This window comes from Bacillus sp. T-10(2022) (assembly GCF_056502895.1).
The window spans coordinates 4,022,311-4,045,909 of sequence record NZ_CP113518.1 but is presented as its reverse complement, the minus strand read 5'-3'; the positions used below and the strand labels follow the sequence as shown (position 1 = coordinate 4,045,909).

The 23,599-nt window shown below is 42.9% G+C and carries 18 protein-coding genes and 1 other annotated feature; of the genes, 14 read left to right on the top strand and 4 right to left on the bottom strand.

All coding sequences use genetic code 11. The annotated features are described in order from the left end of the window. The first annotated feature begins 86 nt into the window (after positions 1–86). The 5 genes from tig to yihA all read left to right on the top strand — a co-directional run bounded on the left by tig (position 87) and on the right by yihA (position 8,311). Complete coding sequence (gene tig / locus OSJ91_RS19765; protein ID WP_485890280.1) at positions 87–1,379, top strand: trigger factor; 1,293 nt, start codon at positions 87–89, stop codon at positions 1,377–1,379. Between the two features lie 430 nt (positions 1,380–1,809). After that, positions 1,810–3,078 carry an ATP-dependent protease ATP-binding subunit ClpX gene (clpX, locus tag OSJ91_RS19760; protein ID WP_101222811.1) on the top strand — a complete coding sequence of 423 codons (1,269 nt, stop codon included), beginning with the start codon at positions 1,810–1,812 and terminating at the stop codon, positions 3,076–3,078. Between the two features lie 407 nt (positions 3,079–3,485). Then, on the top strand, positions 3,486–5,156 hold the full coding sequence (gene lonB / locus OSJ91_RS19755; protein WP_350299629.1) for an ATP-dependent protease LonB: 1,671 nt from the start codon (positions 3,486–3,488) through the stop codon (positions 5,154–5,156). A 255-nt stretch (positions 5,157–5,411) separates the two neighbouring features. Continuing rightward, positions 5,412–7,733: an endopeptidase La gene (gene lon / locus OSJ91_RS19750; RefSeq protein WP_137020107.1), complete on the top strand. Its 2,322-nt coding sequence runs from the start codon at positions 5,412–5,414 to the stop codon at positions 7,731–7,733. Then, the gene (gene yihA / locus OSJ91_RS19745; protein WP_034308918.1) at positions 7,730–8,311 is read left to right on the top strand and encodes a ribosome biogenesis GTP-binding protein YihA/YsxC; all 582 of its coding nucleotides are present in this window, start codon (positions 7,730–7,732) and stop codon (positions 8,309–8,311) included. The genes lon and yihA overlap by 4 nt, the downstream gene beginning before the upstream one ends. A gap of 73 nt (positions 8,312–8,384) precedes the next feature. Here the strand turns inward: yihA and OSJ91_RS19740 are convergent, their stop codons facing one another. After that, positions 8,385–8,867, bottom strand: coding sequence for a LiaI-LiaF-like domain-containing protein (locus tag OSJ91_RS19740; RefSeq protein ID WP_101222808.1), 483 nt, complete (start codon positions 8,865–8,867; stop codon positions 8,385–8,387). A gap of 254 nt (positions 8,868–9,121) precedes the next feature. Here OSJ91_RS19740 and hemA point away from each other — a divergent pair, with 254 nt between their 5' ends. The 8 genes from hemA to ysxE all read left to right on the top strand — a co-directional run bounded on the left by hemA (position 9,122) and on the right by ysxE (position 18,401). After that, positions 9,122–10,468: a glutamyl-tRNA reductase gene (gene hemA / locus OSJ91_RS19735; RefSeq protein WP_350299628.1), complete on the top strand. Its 1,347-nt coding sequence runs from the start codon at positions 9,122–9,124 to the stop codon at positions 10,466–10,468. Positions 10,469–10,478: 10 nt separating this feature from the next. Beyond that, positions 10,479–11,309 (top strand): cytochrome C assembly family protein, encoded by an 831-nt coding sequence (locus OSJ91_RS19730; RefSeq protein ID WP_350299627.1) that lies wholly within the window; start codon positions 10,479–10,481, stop codon positions 11,307–11,309. 9 nt (positions 11,310–11,318) lie between these two features. Next, entirely contained in the window at positions 11,319–12,251 is a 933-nt protein-coding gene (gene hemC, locus OSJ91_RS19725) for a hydroxymethylbilane synthase (RefSeq protein WP_485890279.1), read from the top strand. Then, on the top strand, positions 12,251–13,042 hold the full coding sequence (locus tag OSJ91_RS19720) for a uroporphyrinogen-III synthase (protein ID WP_485890278.1): 792 nt from the start codon (positions 12,251–12,253) through the stop codon (positions 13,040–13,042). The genes hemC and OSJ91_RS19720 overlap by 1 nt, the downstream gene beginning before the upstream one ends. A 1-nt stretch (position 13,043) precedes the next feature. Continuing rightward, positions 13,044–14,036, top strand: a complete 993-nt coding sequence (gene hemB, locus OSJ91_RS19715) for a porphobilinogen synthase (protein WP_485890277.1) — start codon at positions 13,044–13,046, stop codon at positions 14,034–14,036. A 41-nt stretch (positions 14,037–14,077) separates the two neighbouring features. After that, complete coding sequence (hemL, locus tag OSJ91_RS19710) at positions 14,078–15,367, top strand: glutamate-1-semialdehyde 2,1-aminomutase (RefSeq protein ID WP_350299624.1); 1,290 nt, start codon at positions 14,078–14,080, stop codon at positions 15,365–15,367. 433 nt (positions 15,368–15,800) lie between these two features. Then, entirely contained in the window at positions 15,801–17,243 is a 1,443-nt protein-coding gene (locus tag OSJ91_RS19705; protein WP_485890276.1) for a LysM peptidoglycan-binding domain-containing protein, read from the top strand. Between the two features lie 87 nt (positions 17,244–17,330). Further along, the gene (ysxE, locus tag OSJ91_RS19700; RefSeq protein WP_350299622.1) at positions 17,331–18,401 is read left to right on the top strand and encodes a spore coat protein YsxE; all 1,071 of its coding nucleotides are present in this window, start codon (positions 17,331–17,333) and stop codon (positions 18,399–18,401) included. Between the two features lie 57 nt (positions 18,402–18,458). Here the strand turns inward: ysxE and OSJ91_RS19695 are convergent, their stop codons facing one another. Beyond that, complete coding sequence (locus OSJ91_RS19695) at positions 18,459–18,650, bottom strand: hypothetical protein (RefSeq protein ID WP_101222799.1); 192 nt, start codon at positions 18,648–18,650, stop codon at positions 18,459–18,461. A gap of 225 nt (positions 18,651–18,875) precedes the next feature. Next, positions 18,876–19,102: a binding site (T-box leader), on the top strand. Positions 19,103–19,145: 43 nt separating this feature from the next. Between OSJ91_RS19695 and OSJ91_RS19690 the strand changes: the two genes are divergently transcribed. Further along, positions 19,146–21,797, top strand: coding sequence for a valine--tRNA ligase (locus OSJ91_RS19690; protein WP_485890275.1), 2,652 nt, complete (start codon positions 19,146–19,148; stop codon positions 21,795–21,797). A gap of 49 nt (positions 21,798–21,846) precedes the next feature. Here the strand turns inward: OSJ91_RS19690 and OSJ91_RS19685 are convergent, their stop codons facing one another. After that, on the bottom strand, positions 21,847–22,689 hold the full coding sequence (locus OSJ91_RS19685; RefSeq protein WP_485890274.1) for an ATP-grasp domain-containing protein: 843 nt from the start codon (positions 22,687–22,689) through the stop codon (positions 21,847–21,849). Then, a complete protein-coding gene (locus OSJ91_RS19680) occupies positions 22,658–23,599 on the bottom strand; it encodes an ATP-grasp domain-containing protein (RefSeq protein WP_485890273.1) in 942 nt (313 codons plus the stop codon). Before OSJ91_RS19680 ends, OSJ91_RS19685 begins: the two co-directional genes overlap by 32 nt.

Below are 23,599 nucleotides of genomic sequence, written 5' to 3'. Positions count from 1 at the left end.
ATTTGAAGGATGACTTGTTAACACTTGCAAAGCATATTCATCCAATGCTTATTATTGAAGTATATAGATTTTTTGGAGGGAAACACATGTCTGTAAAATGGGAAAAACAAGAAGGTAATCAAGGCGTACTAACAATTGAAGTTGACGCTGCAAAAGTAAACGAAGGTTTAGACGCAGCTTTCAAAAAAGTAGTGAAACAAGTAAATGTACCTGGCTTCCGTAAAGGTAAAATGCCACGTCAAATGTTCGAAAAAAAATTCGGCGTAGAATCACTTTACCAAGATGCGCTTGATATCATTCTTCCAGATGCTTATGCAAATGCTGTCGAAGAAGCTGGAATTCAGCCTGTAGATCGTCCTGAAATCGACATCGAGAAAATGGAAAAAGGCGAAAACCTGATCTTCACTGCAACTGTAACAGTTAAGCCTGAAGTTAAATTGGGAGATTACAAAGGTGTTGAAGTTGAAAAATTCAATACTGAAGTAACTGACGAAGATGTTGAAAACGAATTGAAAACTTTACAAGAGCGTCAAGCTGAGCTTGTCGTTAAAGAAGAAGGACAAGTTGCTGAAGGCGATACAGTTGTTCTTGACTTTGAAGGATTCGTTGATGGTGAAGCATTCGAAGGTGGAGCTTCAGAAAACCATTCATTGGAAATCGGTTCAAACTCTTTCATTCCAGGATTTGAAGAGCAACTTGTCGGTCTTGAAACTGGCGCTGAAAAAGATATCGAAGTTACATTCCCTGAAGAATACCATGCTGCTGAACTTGCAGGTAAACCAGCAGTATTCAAAGTGAAAATTCATGAAATCAAAACAAAACAACTTCCTGAGCTGGATGATGAGTTCGCGAAAGATGTCGACGACGAAGTGGAAACTTTGGCTGAACTTAAAGAAAAAACAAAACATAAATTAGAGCATGACAAAAAACACGAAGAAGAAAACTTCATTCAAAACACTGTAATTGGTAAAGCTGTTGAAGGCGCAGAAATGGACGTTCCTGAAGCGATGATTTCAAATGAAGTTGACCGCATGATGAATGAGTTCTCTCAACGCATTCAATCTCAAGGTCTGAATCTGGAACTTTACTACCAATTCTCAGGTCAAGACGAAGAAGCTTTAAAAGCGCAAATGAAAGAAGAAGCTGAAGGACAAGTTCGTACGAGCCTAACTCTTGAAGCAATCGCTGAAGTTGAAAAACTTGAAGCGACTGACGAAGATGTAGAAGCTGAACTTGCACAAATGGCTACTATGTACAATATGGAAGTTGATGCGATCAAACAAGCTCTTGGAAACACAGAAGGAATCAAAGGCGATCTTAAAATTAAGAAAGCAATTGACTTCTTGGTAGAAAACAGCAAAACAGTTGACGCAAAATAATTTTTATAAATAAGTAGATTTAAATATTTCCTTAAAAAAACAAGGCGCGAGTAATCGTGCCTTGTTTTATACATATTGAGAATTAGTGTAAATTTCAAATATCGGTAATTTCCTGATTGATTTTTTTTGGATTTCAGTGTAGATTAGTTCTAATACCGCATATACATATTTATACAGCAAATCCTGCTTTTAAAAATCCAAAGTTTTGGGCATACTGGTAAAGGGCAAATACATATTGATTGATTATTGTACTTATTTAACAACTCGGACGCGTGAGCATTTTTGTTACTAAACTTCCAAGAACATGATAAAATGCAAAACATACTAGGGATTTTGGAATGCTTAAGTAGATGTGTGCCTAGTTTTTTTCAATACGATTGGGTACCGCTATGTAATAGAGTTGGAAGAGTATTTAAAGGGGTGAACGTACATGTTTAAATTTAATGATGAAAAAGGACAGTTAAAATGTTCTTTTTGCGGTAAAACACAAGAACAAGTCCGTAAACTGGTTGCTGGTCCAGGTGTCTATATTTGTGACGAGTGTATAGAACTTTGTACGGAGATCGTCGAAGAAGAGCTGGGCACTGATGAAGAAGTAGAATTCAGGGATGTTCCTAAACCTATGGAAATCCGTGAAATTCTTGACGAATATGTGATTGGACAAGAACAGGCAAAGAAATCTTTGGCTGTCGCTGTTTACAACCATTATAAACGTATCAATTCCAATAGCAAAGTCGACGATGTGGAGCTTTCTAAAAGTAACATCGCCCTGATCGGACCGACGGGAAGCGGGAAAACCCTTCTTGCGCAAACATTGGCGCGATTACTGAATGTTCCTTTTGCGATTGCTGATGCCACTTCATTGACGGAAGCTGGATATGTTGGGGAAGATGTTGAAAACATCCTTCTAAAGCTGATCCAAGCCGCTGATTATGATGTGGAAAAAGCGGAAAAAGGCATCATTTATATTGATGAAATCGATAAAGTTGCCCGTAAATCGGAAAATCCTTCTATTACACGTGACGTGTCTGGTGAAGGTGTGCAACAAGCATTATTGAAAATCCTTGAAGGAACGGTTGCAAGCGTTCCGCCTCAAGGTGGACGTAAACATCCACATCAGGAATTCATCCAAATAGATACGACCAATATTTTGTTCATCTGCGGCGGTGCCTTTGATGGCATCGAACCGATCATCAAACGCCGTCTTGGTCAAAAAGTCATTGGTTTTGGCTCTGACGTGAAGAAGGATGATGTTGCAGAAAAAGAATTGCTTTCCAAAGTCCTTCCTGAAGACTTGCTTCGTTTCGGTTTAATTCCGGAATTCATCGGACGTCTTCCGGTAATTGCGACTCTTGAGCAATTGGATGAAGCTGCTTTGATCGAAATCCTGACAAAACCGAAAAATGCCCTTGTTAAACAATATCAAAAGTTGCTTGAGCTTGACGATGTTGAATTGGAATTCGAACAGGAAGCGCTAAGTGAAATTGCTAAAAAGGCAATTGAACGTAAAACTGGTGCACGTGGTCTGCGATCCATCATCGAAGGCATCATTCTTGAAGTGATGTTCGACCTGCCTTCACGTGATGATGTTGCAAAATGTGTAATCACAGGCAGCACGATTTCGAAAAACGAATCTCCAAAGCTCGTCCTTAAAGACGGTACAACCATCAAAGGACAAGAAAAGAAAACATCTGCTTGATTTATAAGGAATAGAAAGACTGCCAGTTCATCTGGCAGTCTTTTTTTATAGACCAAAGTTGATTGTAACGGAAGGTACGAGACTCCTGCGGGAATACGCGTCCAAGGGAGACCCCGCAGGCGCAGAGTGCCGAGGAGGCTCCCGGACCGCCCGCGGAAAGCGAGTGCCCTACGTTCCAATCAACGTTAAAACCTCAAAATAGTAGGGTAAAACCAGTTAATTTCGAGTTGTTTACAGTCTGAGACTGCCAGTTCATCCCGGCAGTCTTTTTCTTTGTCTTTTTTTCAAATTGTTGTTATTTAGGATAAAAACGCCAAATTTTCAACACGAATTTCTTGGATAATTTCGCCCTTCCAAAGGAGATACTAACAGAAATGACAAACTAGGAGAGAGCAGGAGGGAATACGATGAATTGGACAGGATTGGCGTTGTTTATCCAGCTGTTTTTTGGGATTATTATTGGATTGTATTTTTTGAACTTATTGAAAGGCCAGCGGACACAAAAAGTTTCCATTGACCGAGATTCACGTAAGGAGATGGACCAATTACGGAAGATGAGATCGATTTCGTTAACAGAGCCATTGGCAGAGAAAGTCAGACCAAGCACATTTAATGAAATCATCGGTCAAGAAGATGGGATTAAATCTTTAAAAGCTGCTTTATGCGGGCCGAATCCCCAGCATGTGATAATTTACGGTCCTCCAGGGGTAGGGAAAACGGCAGCTGCCAGACTTGTTTTGGAAGAGGCGAAGAAAAATGGCAAGTCCCCTTTTAAGAATTCAGCCGTTTTCGTTGAATTGGACGCCACCACAGCCAGGTTCGATGAACGGGGGATTGCCGATCCGCTTATTGGTTCTGTGCACGATCCAATCTATCAAGGAGCCGGGGCAATGGGACAGGCAGGCATTCCGCAGCCAAAGCAGGGTGCAGTCAGCAATGCTCATGGAGGCGTACTTTTCATAGATGAAATAGGGGAGCTTCATCCAATACAGATGAATAAACTGTTAAAGGTATTGGAGGATCGTAAGGTCTTTCTGGAAAGTGCTTATTATCAAGAGGAAAATCAAAATATTCCCACTCACATCCATGATATTTTTAAAAATGGACTGCCGGCTGACTTTCGATTGATTGGAGCCACAACTAGAACACCAAATGAAATCGCGCCTGCGATACGTTCAAGATGCATAGAAGTGTTTTTCCGTGAACTTGATCGGGAAGAAATAATCACCGTGGCTAAGAATGCTTCAGATAAAGTGGGGATCACCATCAGTGAAAAAGGCTTGCAGTCGATCTCGGATTATGCCCGGAATGGCAGGGAAGCTGTCAACATGATTCAGACTCTTTCTGGAATATCAATTAATGAAAACAGGACTTTTATCAGAGAAGAAGATATAGATTGGATGGCCCATAGCAGCCAGCTGACCCAAAGAATGGACAGGAAAATAGAAGCGAATTCTAAAATAGGTCTTGTCAACGGTCTTGCAGTTTATGGTCCCAACAGCGGGGCGTTGCTGGAAATCGAGGTTACGGTCATGGCCGCTACTGATGAAAAAGGATCGATAAACATTACTGGCATCGTTGAAGAAGAAAGTATCGGCGGCGGAAGCGGCAAATCGATTCGCCGCAAGAGCATGGCAAAAGGTTCAATTGAAAATGTCATTACGGTTTTGCGGTCGATGGGAGTGCCTGCCGATCAATTCGATATCCATGTGAACTTTCCGGGCGGAAGTCCAGTAGATGGCCCTTCTGCAGGAATTGCAATGGCCACAGGCATATACTCGGCCATATATAAAATCCCTGTTGATCACACAGTGGCGATGACTGGAGAAATAAGCATTCATGGCGGCGTTAAACCGATCGGCGGTGTCATTCCGAAAATCAAGGCAGCAAAACTGGCCGGGGCAAAGAAAGTAATCGTCCCAGCCGAAAACATGCAGCCACTTCTATCTGAAATCAAGGATATAGAAATCATTCCCGTTTCGAATGTGAAAGAAGTGCTGGATCAGGCACTGAAAAAAGAATTGATGTCGGAACAAATCCTCACAACCTTGGACCTATCAAAAAAAGAAAGTGTATAAAGGAAATGCCCCGGCTAAAAACAAGAACCGGGGCATTTTAAGGACTATATTAGCGTTCCGGACAAACCTGAAGTAAAAATAAACACGCATTCAGACGTGCTTTTTTATCTAATATTGGAGATAATAATAGCAGTCGAAACGTGTTAAGGTAAACGAATAGACACTTCTATATAAATAGGATAGAATTGTTAAAAGGTTGAGAACATGGGTAAATAGTTTACAACGACGATACTAATTAGATGGAGGTGTCAGGAAATGACTGATAAAGAAATCATCGTCCCCCTCCTGCCGCTTAGAGGACTGCTTGTATATCCAACGATGGTACTTCATTTAGATGTAGGCCGAGATAAATCGGTACAAGCCCTTGAGAAAGCAATGGTGGAAGACCATCTTATATTTTTGACGACACAACAAGATGTTTCGTTGGACGAACCAGGTGAAGAAGATTTATTTACAATGGGAACTTTAACAAAGGTAAAACAGATGCTGAAGCTTCCAAATGGTACAATCCGGGTGTTGGTGGAAGGGTTGAACCGCGCAGAAGTCATTGAATTTTACGATTATGAGACACATTATGGTGCCAAGATTAAAATATATGAAGACAGTGATGAAAAGGATGCTGAACATCAGGCATTAATGCGCACTCTACTGGATTATTTTGAACAATACATAAAAATGTCCAAGAAAATAACCGGTGAAACGTTTTCTTCTACTTCGGATATTGAAGAGCCTGGCCGATTAGCGGATATAATCGCTTCCCATTTGCCTTTGAAATTGAAGGAGAAGCAAGAAGTGCTTGAGACCATTGATATGAAGGAGCGTTTAAGCCGAGTAATCGAGATCATCAATAACGAGAAAGAAGTTCTTTTTCTCGAGAAAAAGATCGGCCAGCGTGTTAAGCGTTCGATGGAACGGACTCAAAAGGAATATTACTTACGAGAACAAATGAAAGCGATCCAAAAGGAATTGGGAGATAAAGAAGGAAAAACAGGGGAAATTGAGGTTCTCAACGAAAAGATAGAAGAAGCGGAAATGCCTGAGCACATCAAAGAAACGGCACTAAAGGAATTGGACCGTTATGAAAAGGTTCCTTCCAGCTCGGCCGAAAGTTCTGTCATCCGCAATTATATCGAATGGTTGATCTCGCTTCCTTGGACCAAAGCGACGAAAGATGACTTGAATATTCATAAAGCCGAAAAAATTCTGAACCGGGACCATCATGGTTTGGAAAAGGTGAAGGAGCGGGTGCTTGAGTATCTGGCCGTCCAGCAATTGACCAATTCATTGAAGGGACCGATCCTTTGCTTGGTGGGACCGCCAGGGGTTGGGAAAACCAGCTTGGCCAAATCGATCGCTTCATCGCTGAATAGGAATTTCGTCCGTATATCTTTAGGTGGGGTGCGCGATGAATCAGAAATCCGCGGACATCGCCGTACATATGTAGGGGCGATGCCAGGAAGGATCATTCAAGGCATGAAAAAAGCTGGAACGATCAATCCAGTCTTTTTATTGGACGAAGTGGATAAGATGTCCAATGACTTTAGGGGAGATCCATCTGCAGCGATGCTGGAGGTGCTCGATCCAGAGCAAAATCATAATTTCAGTGATCATTACATTGAAGAAACTTACGATCTTTCCAAAGTCATGTTCGTGGCGACGGCGAATAATTTGGGATCGATTCCTGGCCCGCTTCGTGATCGTATGGAAATCATTTCGATTGCAGGTTATACTGAGATAGAGAAACTTCATATAGCCAAGGATCACTTGCTGCCTAGACAGCTGGAAAACCATGGTTTATTGAAGACACAACTGCAAATCCGTGAGGAAGCTCTTACAAAAATCATCCGTTATTACACTCGGGAGGCCGGTGTTCGTAGTTTGGAGCGACAGCTTGCAGGCATCTGTCGTAAGACTGCAAAAATCATCGTGTCCGGAGATAAAAAGCGGGTCGTCATATCAGAAAAGAATGTCGAGGAGTTTTTAGGGAAAACCATGTTCCATTATGGACAGGCGGAGGTCGAGAACCAAGTTGGTGTAGCTAATGGATTGGCATACACATCGGTAGGCGGCGATACGCTGCAAATCGAGGTTTCCTTATCACCAGGTAAAGGCAAGTTGATTCTGACAGGAAAGCTTGGCGATGTAATGAAAGAGTCGGCCCAGGCTGCTTTCAGTTATGTCCGTTCAAAAACCGAGAAACTTCAGATTGATGCGAACTTCCATGAAAAATATGATATTCATATTCATGTCCCTGAAGGTGCGGTCCCAAAAGATGGCCCTTCTGCAGGCATCACGATTGCAACAGCGTTAATATCGGCCCTTACAAATAGGCCGATCAGAAAAGAGGTAGGCATGACAGGCGAAATTACATTACGCGGACGGGTTCTTCCGATCGGCGGGCTTAAAGAAAAATCTTTAGCGGCCCATCGCGCAGGACTTACGAAAATCATCATTCCGCAAAATAATGAAAAGGATATTGATGATATCCCGGAAAGTGTCCGTAAAGCATTAACATTTGTTCCAGTTTCACACGTCGATGAAGTCCTTGAGCATGCATTGGTAGGTGTGAACGAATGAAAGTGACGAGTTCAGATATTGTCATCAGTGCTGTGAAGCCTGAACAATATCCCAATACTCCAATACCGGAATTTGCCTTGGCAGGTCGTTCCAACGTTGGAAAATCCAGTTTCATCAACAAAATGATCAATAGAAAAAACTTGGCGCGCACATCCTCTAAACCGGGTAAGACGCAGACCTTGAATTTTTATATCATAAATGAAGCACTCCATTTTGTGGATGTACCGGGTTATGGTTATGCGAAAGTATCCAAGACTGAACGTGATGCTTGGGGAAAAATGATCGAAACCTACTTCACTTCCAGAGACCAGCTCCGCGCTGCGCTTCTGATTGTGGATTTGCGTCATCCGCCTACAAAGGATGATATCGCGATGTATGAATTCCTGAAGCATTATGATCTGCCCCGGATCGTCATTGCAACCAAAGCGGATAAGATTCCAAAAGGCAAATGGCAGAAACACTTGAAAATCACGCGCCAAACGTTAAATATGGAAAAAGAAGATGAATTGCTTCTATTCTCTGGTGAAACAGGCGAAGGCAAGGAACAAGCCTGGGGCGTCCTTAAGAAATATATGTAAAAGAAAAGGGTATTCCGCATCTGGAATACCCTTTTTCATCATGGAATTTGCTAACATTGCGAATCGGCAATTCTCACTTTTTTCGAACCAAAAAATAAATGCCGATTGCCATCAACGCAAATGGCCAAAACCTTTCGATGTTCGCAGTACTTGTTTCAACAAGCCCAAAAGACGATGTGATTTGATCATAGAATAAGAAAGTGATCGAGATGAGAAGTATTACCATCCCGTGAAACATTCCAGAATTTGTTTTACGTGCCCGGAGAATAAATCCCAGCGAGATGATTAAAATAAAGATACCTATATTATCCGGCCAAATATCCAGATTCTCGACGATATGGAAGTGAGCCCCGAACCCCAGTAAGATGACGCCTGGCAGGATGGACTCATATTCATTACCGCTATATGCCTGAATCAGGAAGGCTGCACCGACTATACATAATAAAGTGGGCCAGCTGAAAAAGCCTGGAAAGATTTCGATTTGGGAATGTTCAAGAAAAAAATAGAGCCCGAAACCGATTAATACGATTCCTGGGAAAATGCGCTGCGTTTTCATTTTATCCTCCTATGCAATTCGATTACTTGAAGTTTTTTGCCATTTTTGATATGGTACTTTTGTACACAATGTCGAAATATGTATGTAACTTACCAATCCCGCTTAGACACCTTTTGTAGCATTTCGGGCGTTTCGGCTGTCTTTTCATGGTAGCATACGTTATTCATAAACTGTTCATATTATTTGCGTAAAACCATTTTAGTACATGGTATAATAAATTTACATGAAAAATTTTGGGGGTGCAAAACAAAAGGATGCATATTCTAGCGGTTGGTATAAATTACAAAACTGCCCCTGTAGAAATTCGGGAAAAACTATCGTTTAACGAAGCCGAACTTGCCGAGGCAATGAAAGCTCTTAAAAATAAAAAAAGCATCTTGGAAAATATTATTATTTCAACGTGTAACAGGACGGAAATTTATGCGGTCGGTGATCAGCTTCATACAAGCAGGTATTATATAAAGGAATTTCTTTCGGAATGGTTTAATATCGATAAAGAAGAATTTTCTAAATATCTGTTCATTTATGAAGGCGATGGGGCTGTCGAGCATTTATTTTCAGTTACCTGCGGCTTGAATTCCATGATACTGGGAGAAACTCAGATTTTGGGACAAGTACGTTCGAGCTATCTGTTAGGGCAGAAGGAAGATACGATCGGTACCGTTTTTAACCATCTCTTCAAGCAAGCCCTTACATTGGCTAAAAAAGCTCATTCGGAAACCGAAATCAATACAAATGCCGTTTCCGTCAGCTATGCGGCAGTCGAGCTTGCCAAGAAAATCTTTGGAGGCCTGAACGGCAAGAATGTCTTGATTCTTGGGGCCGGTAAGATGGGTGAGCTGGCCATTCAAAATCTGCATAGCAATGGTGCCGACAGCATTACAGTCATTAACCGCACCTTTCAGAAAGCGGTCGACCTGGCGGAGAGATTCAATGGTACGGCGAAACAGCTTCAAGAGCTGCAATGCGCTTTAGTGGAAGCCGATATCCTGATTACTTCCACTGGATCAAAAGATCTCCTTGTAACAAAAGAAATGATGTCATTCATCAATAAGCTTCGTAAAGGCCGTCCTATTTTCATGGTCGATATCGCAGTGCCGCGTGACCTCGATCCAACATTGGCTGAGCTGGAAAATGTCTTCTTGTATGATATTGACGATCTTGAAGGGATCGTGCAAGCCAATATCGAAGAACGTAAAATAGCTGCCGAGAAAATAGAATTGATGATCGAATCAGAAATCGTTGATTTCAATCAATGGATCAATTTACTTGGTGTGGTTCCCGTCATTTCTTCTTTAAGGGAAAAATCCCTATCAATACAAAAGGAAACGATGGAAAGCATCGAAAGAAAGCTTCCGCATTTGAGCGAACGTGACAAAAAAGTTCTGAACAAGCATACGAAAAGCATCATCAACCAAATGCTGAAAGATCCGATTCTTTATGCAAAAGAGCTGGCAGATGAGCCGAATGCAAAAGAGCAATTAAATAATTTCGTGAAAATCTTCCATTTAGAGGAATTGATTGAAGACCAGCTGGTTGCGGATGAAAAAGAACGGAACAGCTCCAAGTCATCCCTATTGAATCCAGTTCCTGTCCAGTAATGAGGTAGATATGGAATTACTAATGACAAGATTGCATGAAGCCACTGTATTGTTGTATGCCATCAGTATGCTTTTATATTTTATCGATTTCCTCAATAATAACCAGAAGGCGAACAGGGTCGCCTTCTGGTTGCTTTCTATTGTTTGGGTACTGCAAACAATTTTTTTATTTCTGTATGTGTTGAAAACGGGAAGGTTCCCGGTATTGACGATTTTTGAAGGATTATATTTTTATGCATGGGTCCTCATATCGTTATCTTTAATCATTAACCGATTGCTAAGAGTCGATTTTATTGTCTTTTTTACGAATGTATTAGGTTTCATGGTTATGGCCATCCATACCTTTGCACCTGTTCAGATAGAATCTCAAGTGCTTGCACAGCGCCTGGTTTCAGAGCTACTGCTCATACATATCACTTTTGCCATCCTATCATATGGGGCATTCACGCTTTCTTTCGTTTTTTCACTTTTATACTTAATCCAATATGATTTATTGAAACGGAAGAAATGGGGAAAACGCCTGCTTCGACTCGGCGATCTAACAAAGCTCGAGCAAATGTCTTATGTCCTCGCAGTAATAGGTGTTCCATTGTTAGTGGTTTCCCTTATCCTGGGGATTCAATGGGCATATATAAAAGTGCCTGGGGTATCCTGGCTGGACATGAAGATCATCGGCTCATTTATTTTGCTTATCGCTTACAGTGTGTTTTTATACTTGAAAATTCGGAAACAAATGTATGGAAGGACGCTAGCCTTTCTGAATATTGGATCTTTCATGATTGTGTTAATTAACTTTTTCCTTTTCGGAAGCCTTTCAACATTCCACTTTTGGAATACATAGGAGGAAACTATGAGAAAAATAATTGTCGGTTCTAGACGTAGTAAATTAGCGATCACCCAAACGAACTGGGTTATCGATCAACTTAAAGAGCTTGGGGTCCCATACGAGTTCGAGGTGAAGGAAATTGTCACAAAGGGTGACCAAATCCTTGATGTAACACTTTCAAAGGTAGGCGGAAAAGGCTTATTCGTTAAAGAAATCGAACAAGCGATGCTGGATAAAGAAATTGATATGGCAGTACATAGTATGAAAGATATGCCTGCAGTGCTGCCTCCGGGCTTGACAATTGGCTGTATACCACCGAGGGAGGACCATCGGGATGCCTTGATTTCAAAAAATCATGAAACCCTTTCCGAACTGAAGCCGGGTTCCATCATAGGTACAAGCAGCTTGCGGCGTGGCGCGCAAATATTGGCTAGAAGGCCGGACCTTGAAATTAAATGGATTCGCGGTAATATCGATACCCGTCTGAATAAGCTGAAAACGGAAGATTATGATGCTATCATTTTAGCTGCTGCCGGACTATCAAGAATGGGATGGGAGAAGGACATCGTAACGGAATTTTTAGATGAAGATATTTGCATTCCGGCAGTTGGACAAGGAGCACTTTCCATTGAGTGCCGCGAAGACGACAAAGAGCTGCTGGCGGAACTTGCGAAATTGACCTGTGAAAAAACGAAAAGAACGGTTGAAGCGGAACGTGCCTTTTTGGATAAAATGGAAGGCGGATGCCAGGTGCCGATTGCCGGATTTGCGGTGGCAAAAGATAATGGATCCGTTTCCTTGACGGCTTTGGTCGCTGCCCCGGATGGCAAGGTTATTTATAAAGAAATGGTTGAGGGAACCGATCCCAAGGCGGTTGGGCATGCTGCTGCCAAACAGATTAGCGAAATGGGCGGTAAAGAATTGATCGATCGCGTAAAAGAAGAGCTTGATCAGTAATGAATCCCTTTCAACCTCTTAAGGATTATCAGGTATTAATCACCAGAGGGAAAGGACAGGCAGATGGTTTAAAAGAGTCGATCGAAAAAAATGGCGGAACGCCGCTTCTTGTGCCATTGCTTGAGTTCACTCTTCCTGATCATTTGGAAGATGTACAACAGCGGTTAGATGAGTTGCTTACATATGACTGGATCATTCTGACAAGTCAAAATGGGGTGGATTTCTTCTTTAAGCTTCTTGGTAACCAGCCTTTAAAGCTTCCGAAAATAGCCGTAATCGGCTCCAAAACAGAAGCGGCACTGAAACGTCATGGATATAAGGCGGATTTCGTTCCAACTCAGTTTGTTGCCGAAGGGTTCGTGGCGGAGTTCAATGCCCTGCTTGATAAAGGGTCCCGCGTGTTGCTGGCAAAAGGAAATCTCGCAAGGGCGGTTATTGCGGAGGCAATCAATGAAGCTGGTGCATCCTGTGATGAAGTGATTATTTATCATACCGTGCTTCCTCGAAGCAGTGAAAAAAAACTGGTGCAGCTTATTAAGAACGATGATATCGACATCATAACCTTTACGAGTTCATCGACGGTCAATCATTTTTTACAGATCATGAAACGCCATGAATTGGATACATACATAGACCGGATCATCATCGCCTGCATCGGGCCGATTGCCGCTAAAACGGCTGAAAAACATGGGCTATCCGTCAATGTCTGTCCAGATATTTATACAACGGATGCCATGGTTGCGGAGTTAATACGCTTCATTTTGAAAAGAAGTAAAAAGGAGGAACTTTAAAATGAAAAACATTCCATTCAATCGCCACCGTCGCTTGCGTGCAAGTGCTGGCATGAGGGCTTTAGTCCGTGAAACACAATTGCATAAAGAGGATTTGATCTATCCGATCTTCGTCATCGACGGAGAAAATGTGAAAAATGAGATCAACTCCATGCCAGGTATCCATCAGCTATCCATGGATAATCTGGGGGCCGAAATGGATGAAGTCGTGAGTCTGGGCATTAAATCAGTCATTTTATTCGGTGTCCCTTTCGATCATGATAAAGACGAACAGGGCACAGGGGCATTTCACCATAACGGACTTGTCCAAGAGGCAACCCGTTTTATTAAAAAACAATATCCTGATGTTATTGTCATAGCGGATACCTGCCTATGTGAGTATACAAGCCATGGCCATTGCGGGGTCGTGGAAGGGGAAAAAATCCTCAATGACGCTTCACTTGACCTTCTTGCCAAAACGGCAATCAGCCAGGCAGAGGCCGGCGCCGATATCATTGCACCTTCCAACATGATGGACGGTTTCGTTGCGGCCATCCGTGCAGGTCTGGATGAAGCGGGTTATGAAGATATTCCGATCATGTCCTATGCGGTGAAATATGCTTCGGCTTTTTACGGCCCATTCCGTGATGCCGCAAATGGTGCGCCACAATTCGGCGACAGGAAAACTTACCAAATGGATCCCGCCAATCGCCTTGAAGCATTCCGTGAAGCTGAATCCGATGTTGCTGAAGGTGCGGACTTCCTAATTGTGAAACCGGCCCTTTCCTACATGGACATCATCAGGGACGTTAAGAATAACTTTAATCTTCCTATTGTTTCCTATAATGTCAGCGGTGAATATTCAATGGTTAAGGCAGCTGCCCAAAATGGCTGGATTGATGAAAAAGCGATAGTGATGGAAATGCTGACAGGCTTGAAACGCGCAGGTTCCGACTTGATCATTACGTATTTTTCAAAAGAGGTAGCACGCTGGATAAACGAAGATAATCAATGATATAAAAAATATAACCTGTAATGGAAAAAGGGGATTGAATCATGCGGTCATATGAAAAATCGAAAAAAGCGTTTGCCGAAGCAAAAAATTTGATGCCAGGCGGCGTGAACAGCCCGGTGCGCGCCTTCAAATCTGTGGACATGGACCCCATATTCATGGAGCGTGGAAAAGGCTCAAAAATGTATGATATCGATGGAAATGAATATATCGACTATGTTCTTTCATGGGGACCGCTTATCCTGGGTCACACGAATGACCGTGTCGTGGAATCATTGAAAAAGGTAGCGGAGTCAGGTACAAGCTTTGGAGCCTCGACGCTGATTGAGAATGAACTGGCCAAGTTGGTTATTGAACGAGTGCCTTCGATTGAAATGATCCGTATGGTATCTTCAGGTACCGAAGCGACGATGAGTGCACTAAGGCTGGCACGAGGCATTACAGGCCGTGATAAAATCCTTAAATTCGAAGGCTCCTATCATGGCCATGGCGATTCCTTGCTGATCAAGGCGGGTTCCGGCGTTGCGACATTAGGTTTACCGGATAGCCCGGGAGTACCGGAAGGCATCGCAAAAAATACGATTACCGTAGCATATAATGATCTAGCTGCGACCAAATACGCATTTGAACAATTTGGCGAAGACATTGCCTGTATCATCGTAGAACCTGTTGCAGGGAACATGGGTGTGGTTCCGCCACAACCTGGTTTCCTCGAAGGCTTACGTGAAGTGACGACCCAATACGGGGCTCTATTGATCTTTGACGAAGTTATGACAGGGTTCCGTGTCGGCTATAATTGTGCACAAGGCTATTTTGACATCGTACCTGACCTGACTTGCCTTGGGAAAGTTATTGGCGGCGGCTTGCCTGTAGGAGCATTCGGAGGCAAGCGAGAATTCATGGAACAAATTGCCCCGAGTGGGACAATCTATCAAGCGGGAACATTGTCGGGTAACCCTCTTGCCATGACGGCCGGCCTTGAAACGCTGAGCCAATTGACTCCAGAATCTTATGATGAGTTCACCCGAAAAGGGGACATGCTCGAAAAAGGTATTGGGGAAGCAGCGGAAAAGTACGGAGTTCCCCATACATTCAACCGTGCCGGTTCCATGATTGGACTTTTCTTTACGAATGAAGAAGTCGTAAACTATGATACAGCAAAAACATCCGATTTAGAGTTCTTTGCTTCTTACTATAGGGAAATGGCGAATCAAGGCATCTACTTACCGCCGTCACAGTTTGAAGGTTTATTTCTTTCCACTGCACATAGTGATGAAGATATCGAAAAGACCATTACAGCGGCAGAACAGGCTTTTGCAAAATTAAAAAAATGATGCAAGGCTTCATGAACTACCGATATATTGAATAATGATAAATTTGAACTGGCTACCATTTTCCAAAAACTTTTGGAGAATTGCAGCCAGTTTTTTTGAATTCAATCAGTACGTGAAGGTCGAATTAAATGTTGAAGGTCGAATTAATATGGTGCTAGGTCGAAATAAATGGCGAAAGGTCGAATTAATATGGAGATAGGTTGAAACTATTGAGTGGTAGGACGAATTAAAATAGATATAGGCCGAAATAAAATGGTTTCAGGCCGATTGATACAATTTAGCCTGAAAAATTTGAATCCCTTCTTTTTAAAAGGTTCAGGAAATATAAGGTCTCGAGTGTGGCATATGAAATTAAGGAATAATCATCTTCCTTCCTTCATAGATTGATATTGGTATAGGTACCGTTTCCTGAAGCTGAAAGGAGGAGTTGTTTTTGTCGCAAGAAAATGAATCGTATTTACGATTTTCTTTAGAGGAATCCGTTTGGTTCCAGAAGGGACAGGAAGTGGCTGAGCTATATTCCATTTCGCTTGATCCAAATGTGACGATTCAAGAAAGTGATCAATATGTTTTTATACGAGGCTCGTTGGATTTAAGCGGTGAATATAAAGACTCGCAAAATGGTGAAGAAGAGGAGTTTTCGCAGACCTTTTTGCCAAAAGCGGTTCAAAAGGTCGAGAGGCATCTCAATGGACTAAATGAGTTCACACACCGTTTTCCGGTTGACATAACGATTCCGAATAATCGGATTGCCTCATTGGATGAGGTCGATGTCTCGATTCAAAGCTTTGATTATGCCCTGCCAGAGCATAACTGTTTGAAATTGCAGGCGGATCTTTTGATAACCGGAATCTATAATGATTCATATGTCGAAGAACGGTTCGATACGGAGCAGGAAGTTGGGGAAACAGAGGAACAAGAAGAAACGGATGGGGAAAATGAGTCGTATATTCCTTATGCGGCAGCAGTGCCGCCGATCCCGGACTTTCAGCCTGTTTTCCGTGATGAGGAGGAAGAAGAGTTATACGCGCCCTTTTCTGCAGAGTCAAAACGAGTTTCTGAAGTAAATGAAGAAGAAGAAGAGGAACCGATTTATTTAAGCGATCAGCATAGTGCTCCAGTTTTTGAAATTCCCGTTTCACCATATCCTGAAGAGGAGGAGTGGGAAACGGAAGTGCATAGACAGGAAGAAGCTGAAGCTGTAGAGGAAGAAGTTATTGGAGATCCGTCTGACCCAACGGATAAGGTACCTTCCATGGAAGAGGCGAAACTGGAGGAAGAACCAAGCAGGCAGGAACCAAGCAGGCAGGATCCAGTGGAGAAGATAGAGATTCCTAGAGTGACATTGAAAGAAGAAGTAGAAGAAGAAGTAGAAGAAGTAGTAGAAGAGCCAAGTCAAGCAGCCAATCATCAAAATAGCCCTGTTTCCAAAGAAACCGAGGATGTCATACGGCAGGAGGAAGATGGCGTTGCAGCGGGTCCTATTCTAAATGAACATGTAAAGGTGGAGCAGGAAGAGGAATCCAATTCGTCCTTAAGCGATCTATTCAAAAAGAGGGAAAGACCCGCGCCTCCGGCTAAGGAGGTTAAGAATTTCAAAGGCAGGAAACAAGCCGCGGAACGTGATGATAAAGAAACGGCCGATCATGGTGAGAAGCAGCCTTCCATCATGGATTTATTCGGACGGAAACAGGAAGAAGAACTGGTAAGGATGAAAGTTTGCATTGTTCAGCAAGGGGAAACGCTTGATGACTTGGCTCAACGATATGATGTTACGGTTCAATCGATACTTTTCAGCAATGAATTGGAGTCGAATCAAAACGTTCATGAAGGGCAAGTCATCTATATACCGAAGGCGGTTGCATATAAGAATTGATCGGGACAGAGAGCAGAGCATATGGTCTGCTCCTGTTTTTTAGGTGCTGGAGAATCTTTAGTTTTTTAGAGAAAGTGAGTGAGTCTCGTGAGGGAAAACGAGAATCAGCAGCCTGCCAATCGGAATCGGGACACGGAAACCGTATTGAAGGAATATGCCATGTATGTACAATATATCGAGGACTTCGGGCGTGTGAAAAAAGTATACAGTGATCGCGGTACATTTGCCTTGAAATCGATGTTACCCCAGAACGGCATTGATTTTATCAAAAATGTTCAAAAACTATACCATCGCGGCTATAATCGGATCGTTCCGATTTATCAAACGATGGATCAGCGTTACGCCGTTCTGCATAATGGCCGTTTGTATTACCTGATGCCCTGGCTCAATAATGAGGGGGACGGGGAGCGCGATGAAAAACATAAGCAAATGTTCAGGGAGCTTGCTCGGATGCATACACTTTCCGTTAAGGAAATACAAGTGGATATTGAGGAAAGGGAAGCCCATTATGAGCGGACGCTTGATGTCTGGAATAACGAGAAGGACTTTATGGATGAGTATATTGTCAGCTGTGAAAAGAAGTGGTATATGTCTCCATTCGAAATGACGGTTTGTTCTTTCTACACTGATATTTCACAGGCGCTGAAGTATTCGATCAAGAAGTTTGAAACCTGGTATGAAAAAACGAAGGAAAGTGAAAAGGTTCGAACCGTGGTCACGCACGGAAAGGTTTCTTTGAAACATTTCGTTTATGATGAGCGAGGGTATGGCTACTTCATCAATTTTGAGAATTCGAATACGGCTCCGCCGCATTTCGATTTACTGCCATTTCTCGTTAAATCGGCCAGGACCTATCCTGTCCAATGCGATGACTGCGTTGACTGGCTATATAACTATTTTCGTTATTTTCCGTTGAAGGAAGAAGAATTGCTGCTCATGCAAAGTTATCTGGCATTCCCTGGATCAGCTTTGGAATTAGTGAAGAGTTATTCCGATGGCAGGGTCCATCGTTCAGAGCTTGATAATGTTACTCAACTGCAGCGGCAATTTTGGCTTCTGAAAAATATTGAATATATGGTGATGAAAATCGAAGAGATCGAACAGCAGAAAAAAGCTGCTGCAGAGGCTGCCAAAGAAGAACAATCACCTCCAAGCTAAATATACATGATTGGATCATCTCCAGTCATGTATATTTTTTTTGCTGTAAGGGAATAATTAAATCCATTCGAAATATAAAGACATGGCCAGGAAAATAAATGCGATTAGCAGGAGCATATCGAAGAAAGTCGGAAAAATCAGTGTGCGTAATCCTTGGAATACGATAAAGGGGACGATGAACTGCTGGCAGACACCGCGGAATTTCTTCATCCAAGGCGGTAAAGTATAGGGAGTATATCTTCGCTTCATATTATTACCTTCCTTTTTAGGACTTCTTATATAATATGGGTGGGCAGTGGAAAAGGTGATAAACCATCACATTTACTGTTCCTGGAGGATAAAATAAAGAAAACGACCTTGAATGTATCAAATGGGATGATTCCTGGGAAAGTAAGCGAAAAGATGATTGACTGGAGCCCCATATTTTTTGTACTATATACTATATGCATTCAATGAATTTACATATGAATATAAATCAATGCAAAGACCGGAAATAGTAAGATGATATGCACTTTTCAGAGAGGAAACCAAATTGGTGCGAGGTTTCCAGGCAGCAGCATCCGAAGTCGTCCGTGAGCAGTCTTCGTGAACCTCTTAGTAGCGAAGGCCGGTGAAGAGCCGTTATCCGATTTGAGAGCCGAAAAAGTTTTTTCTTTTTCGGAAAAAAGGTGGCACCGCGAACAACTTCCTTCGTCCTTTTATGATGATGGAAGTTTTTTTTATGCCTAAAAAGGAGGAAATGATATGGAAGAAAATCAAATTTCTATGCCGACTAAATATGATCCGCAGACGATAGAGAAAGGCCGCTACAAATGGTGGCTTGATGGAAAGTTTTTCGAAACGACGGGTGATGATAAAAAAGAACCATATACGATTGTCATCCCGCCGCCTAACGTGACAGGTAAGCTTCATCTTGGCCACGCTTGGGATACGACACTTCAAGATATTTTGACACGCATGAAAAGAATGCAGGGCTATGATGTTTTATGGTTGCCGGGCATGGACCATGCCGGTATCGCCACTCAAGCGAAAGTAGAACAGAAACTTCGTGCGGAAGGCGTGAGCCGTTATGACCTAGGACGTGAAAAATTCGTAGAAGAGACATGGAAATGGAAAGAGGAATATGCGAGCCATATCCGTGAACAATGGTCAAAGCTGGGTCTTGGACTTGATTATACACGTGAACGCTTCACTCTTGATGAGGGGCTTTCAAAAGCTGTGCGCGAAGTGTTCGTTTCGCTTTATAACAAGGGCTTGATTTATCGCGGCGAATACATCATCAACTGGGATCCATCGACGAAAACGGCGTTATCCGATATCGAGGTTATTTACAAAGATGTGCAGGGCGCATTTTACCATATGAAATATCCGTTGGTTGACGGATCAGGTGAAATTGAAATTGCCACTACCCGTCCAGAAACGATGCTTGGTGATACTGCTGTTGCTGTACATCCTGAAGATGACCGTTATAAACACTTGATCGGCAAAATGGTCCGCTTGCCAATTACAGGCCGGGAAATCCCGATTGTCGGTGATGATTATGTCGATATGGAATTCGGTTCAGGCGCGGTCAAAATTACTCCGGCTCATGACCCGAATGATTTCGAAATCGGGAACCGTCACGATTTGGAGCGCATCCTTGTCATGCATGAAGATGGCTCGATGAATGAAAAGGCTGGTAAATATGAAGGCATGGACCGGTTTGAATGCCGTAAACAAATCGTCAAAGACCTTCAGGAAGAAGGAGTACTCTTCAAAATCGAAGATCACCTTCACTCAGTCGGCCATTCAGAGAGAAGCGGTGCTGTTGTTGAACCATATCTTTCGACGCAATGGTTCGTTAAAATGCAGCCGCTGGCTGATGCATCCGTTGAGCTTCAAAAAGGATCCGATGAGGAAAAAGTTCATTTCGTACCTGATCGTTTCGAAAAAACGTACCTGCGTTGGATGGAAAATATCCGCGACTGGTGCATTTCCCGTCAGCTTTGGTGGGGTCACCGCATTCCAGCCTGGTACCATAAAGAAACAGGTGAAGTGTATGTAGGTCACGAAGAGCCTGCGGACGCTGAAAACTGGGAACAAGATACGGATGTTCTGGATACATGGTTCAGCTCGGCATTATGGCCGTTCTCGACTATGGGCTGGCCTGATAAGGACAGTGTCGATTTCCAACGTTACTATCCAACAGGGGCACTTGTGACAGGCTATGATATCATTTTCTTCTGGGTATCGCGGATGATTTTCCAAGCTCTTGAGTTCACGGGTGAACGACCATTTGAAGATGTGCTGATCCACGGTCTCGTTCGTGACGAACAGGGGCGCAAGATGAGTAAATCGCTTGGCAATGGTGTCGATCCGATGGATGTAATCGATCAATACGGTGCCGATTCACTGCGTTACTTCTTGTCTACTGGCAGCTCGCCAGGACAGGATCTTCGTTACAGCACGGAAAAAGTGGAAGCGGTCTGGAACTTCTCCAATAAGATTTGGAACGCATCCCGATTTGCTTTGATGAACATGAATGGCATGGCTTATGACGAAATCGATTTAAGCGGTGAGAAGTCTGTAGCCGATAAATGGATCTTGACGCGCTTGAATGAAACGATTTCCAACGTAACCAGACTTGCGGACCGTTATGAGTTTGGTGAAGTGGGCCGTGTACTATACAACTTCATTTGGGATGACTTCTGTGACTGGTATATTGAAATGGCGAAGCTTCCGTTATATGGCGAAGACGAAGCAGCGAAGAAAACGACGCGCTCGATCTTGGCTTATGTACTGGATAACACGATGAGATTGTTACACCCGTTCATGCCTTTCATTACCGAAGAAATCTGGCAGAACCTTCCGCATCAAGGTGAGTCCATCACTGTTGCCGCTTGGCCGGAAGTGAATGAAGGATTGACAGATACAGCTGCAGCCGAGGAAATGAAGCTGCTTGTTGAAATCATCCGCTCCGTCCGTAATATCCGTGCTGAGGTGAACACACCGCTAAGCAAAAAAATCAATTTGATTTTAAAAGCGAAAGATGAGTCAATCTTAGAGACGTTACAGAAAAACAGCAGCTATATCGAGCGTTTCTGTAATCCTGAACAATTGACGATCGGAATCGAAGTCGAGGAACCTGCTCAAGCGATGACAGCTGTCGTAACTGGCGTAGAACTGATCCTTCCGCTGACAGGACTGATCAATATCGACGAAGAAGTGAAACGTCTTGAAAAAGAACTCGACAAACTTAATAAAGAAGTTGAGCGCGTACAGAAAAAATTAGGCAACGAGGGCTTCGTTAAAAAGGCGCCGGCAAGCGTCATCGAAGAAGAACGTGCCAAGGAAAAAGACTATAGCGAAAAACGCGACTCTGTAATCCACAGGATCAGCGAACTGAAACAACTGTAAAACAAAAGGATGAACCAGCTTATGCCGGTTCATCCTTTTTTGTATTTCGTTAGGAGGATATTCTTTCTTTTATGAATGTAAGGTACTCCGATACGATATTCATATCACTTAGTGCACTCAATGTCCGGCTGCCGACGACATCCTCGATTTCGTTAAGCATGAGGCTGCCATCTTCGGCAAATATGAAATCGATACCGACCAGGCCGAAATCAAACGGCCTCATTACTCTTTCGACAAGGGCTAATTCAGCTGCAGATAGCTCATATAGTGAAGCCGATCCGCCCAGCGTATAATTTGCCTTGAAACTTGAAGCGGATTCCCTAAGTACAGCAGCCTTCACTTTTTTTCCAATTACAAATACTCGGATATCTCTACCGAATAAGCCGGGTTTTTGGACTATCCAATTTCCATCATTCAGTTCGGCAAGATCATCGGCATGTTGTATTAGATATACTTGTTTCCCGCCGCGTCCACTTGTCTCTTTAGCAATGAAAGGGAACTCCATATCATCGGCACTCGGCCTTCCGTTACAATATACGGTATCGGCCATTGGAATCCCAAGCGAGGACAAATATTGATGCGTCTTTGCTTTGTCATTCGCGATTTCCGATACGAAGGAGGAGTTAAAGCAAGCAATCCCCAGTTGCTCAAGTTGCTTTGTAAAAAAAGGATCGATGGTCCGGACGATAGCAAAGTCTGGCAATGAAATTGGCTGCGTCTCATGTTCCACGTACAACTCGTTGAAACGATGACCGATCCTAAGGTCTTCCCGAAAGTGAAAGTGTAAATCAAGATCAAGCTTACTGGCTTCGTCAAGCATCCAATCTATGTATCCTTTGTTTTTTAAGGCATCCTCACGGTTATAAATCAACCAGCCTGCTTGTTTTTTCATCAGATGCACTTCCTTTTCCTAATTCTTTCAAGATATAATCGAACATGCTATCAGCGATGTTGATGCCTGTACATTCATAAATATTCAGCAAATGCGAATTCGAATTCACTTCGCACAAAAGCGGGCCTTCTTCACCGAACAACAAATCGACGCCAGCGAAGTCGGCACCCAGAATTTGCGCACATCGGATGGCAAGTTGTGCTTCTTCACTGGTGGGTATATATGGAGCAGCCTGCCCTCCGGCAGTCATATTAGCTCGGAAGTCTTGCTCCGAATGGCGTTGCATCGCTGCTATGATTTGATTTCCCACGACATTCACACGAATATCCCGACCTTTACTGTGCTCGATGAATTCCTGGAGTATAAATGGTTTGTGGCCAAGATTACGGATCGTCTTTAGTAACTCATCCTCTGTTTGGATCAAATATACTTGTTCCCCAAAAGAACCGTATGCTTCCTTAACGATAAGTGGATACCCAAGTTCATTGCCGATTTGTATAAAAGCATCCATATTGACCCTTTCAATCCCTTCGTACGTAAAAGGGGGAAATAAGGTTTTCGGCATCGGTATGCCATGCCCGGTCAATGCTTGATGTGTTTTTGCTTTGCTGTCGCAAATATCGATCGCTTTACTGCTGTTATAAACGGGGATGCCGAGCAATTCCAAATGGCGTGCCAAATGAATGTCTTTATCCATGAACAGAACAAAATCAGGAAGCTTATCAAAGTTTCCTTTAAGCAGTGGCACTCCTTTTTCGATTATGGGAATGAGATCTGAATTACGGATAAGGGTTGCCGTGATATCTTTCCTTTCAGCCGCCTCTTTAATGAACAAAGCTAAACTGGAAAACTTATCATGCTGTAAATAGCCGTTAACGACAATCCAACAGTGGAAATCTGAAGGTTTCAT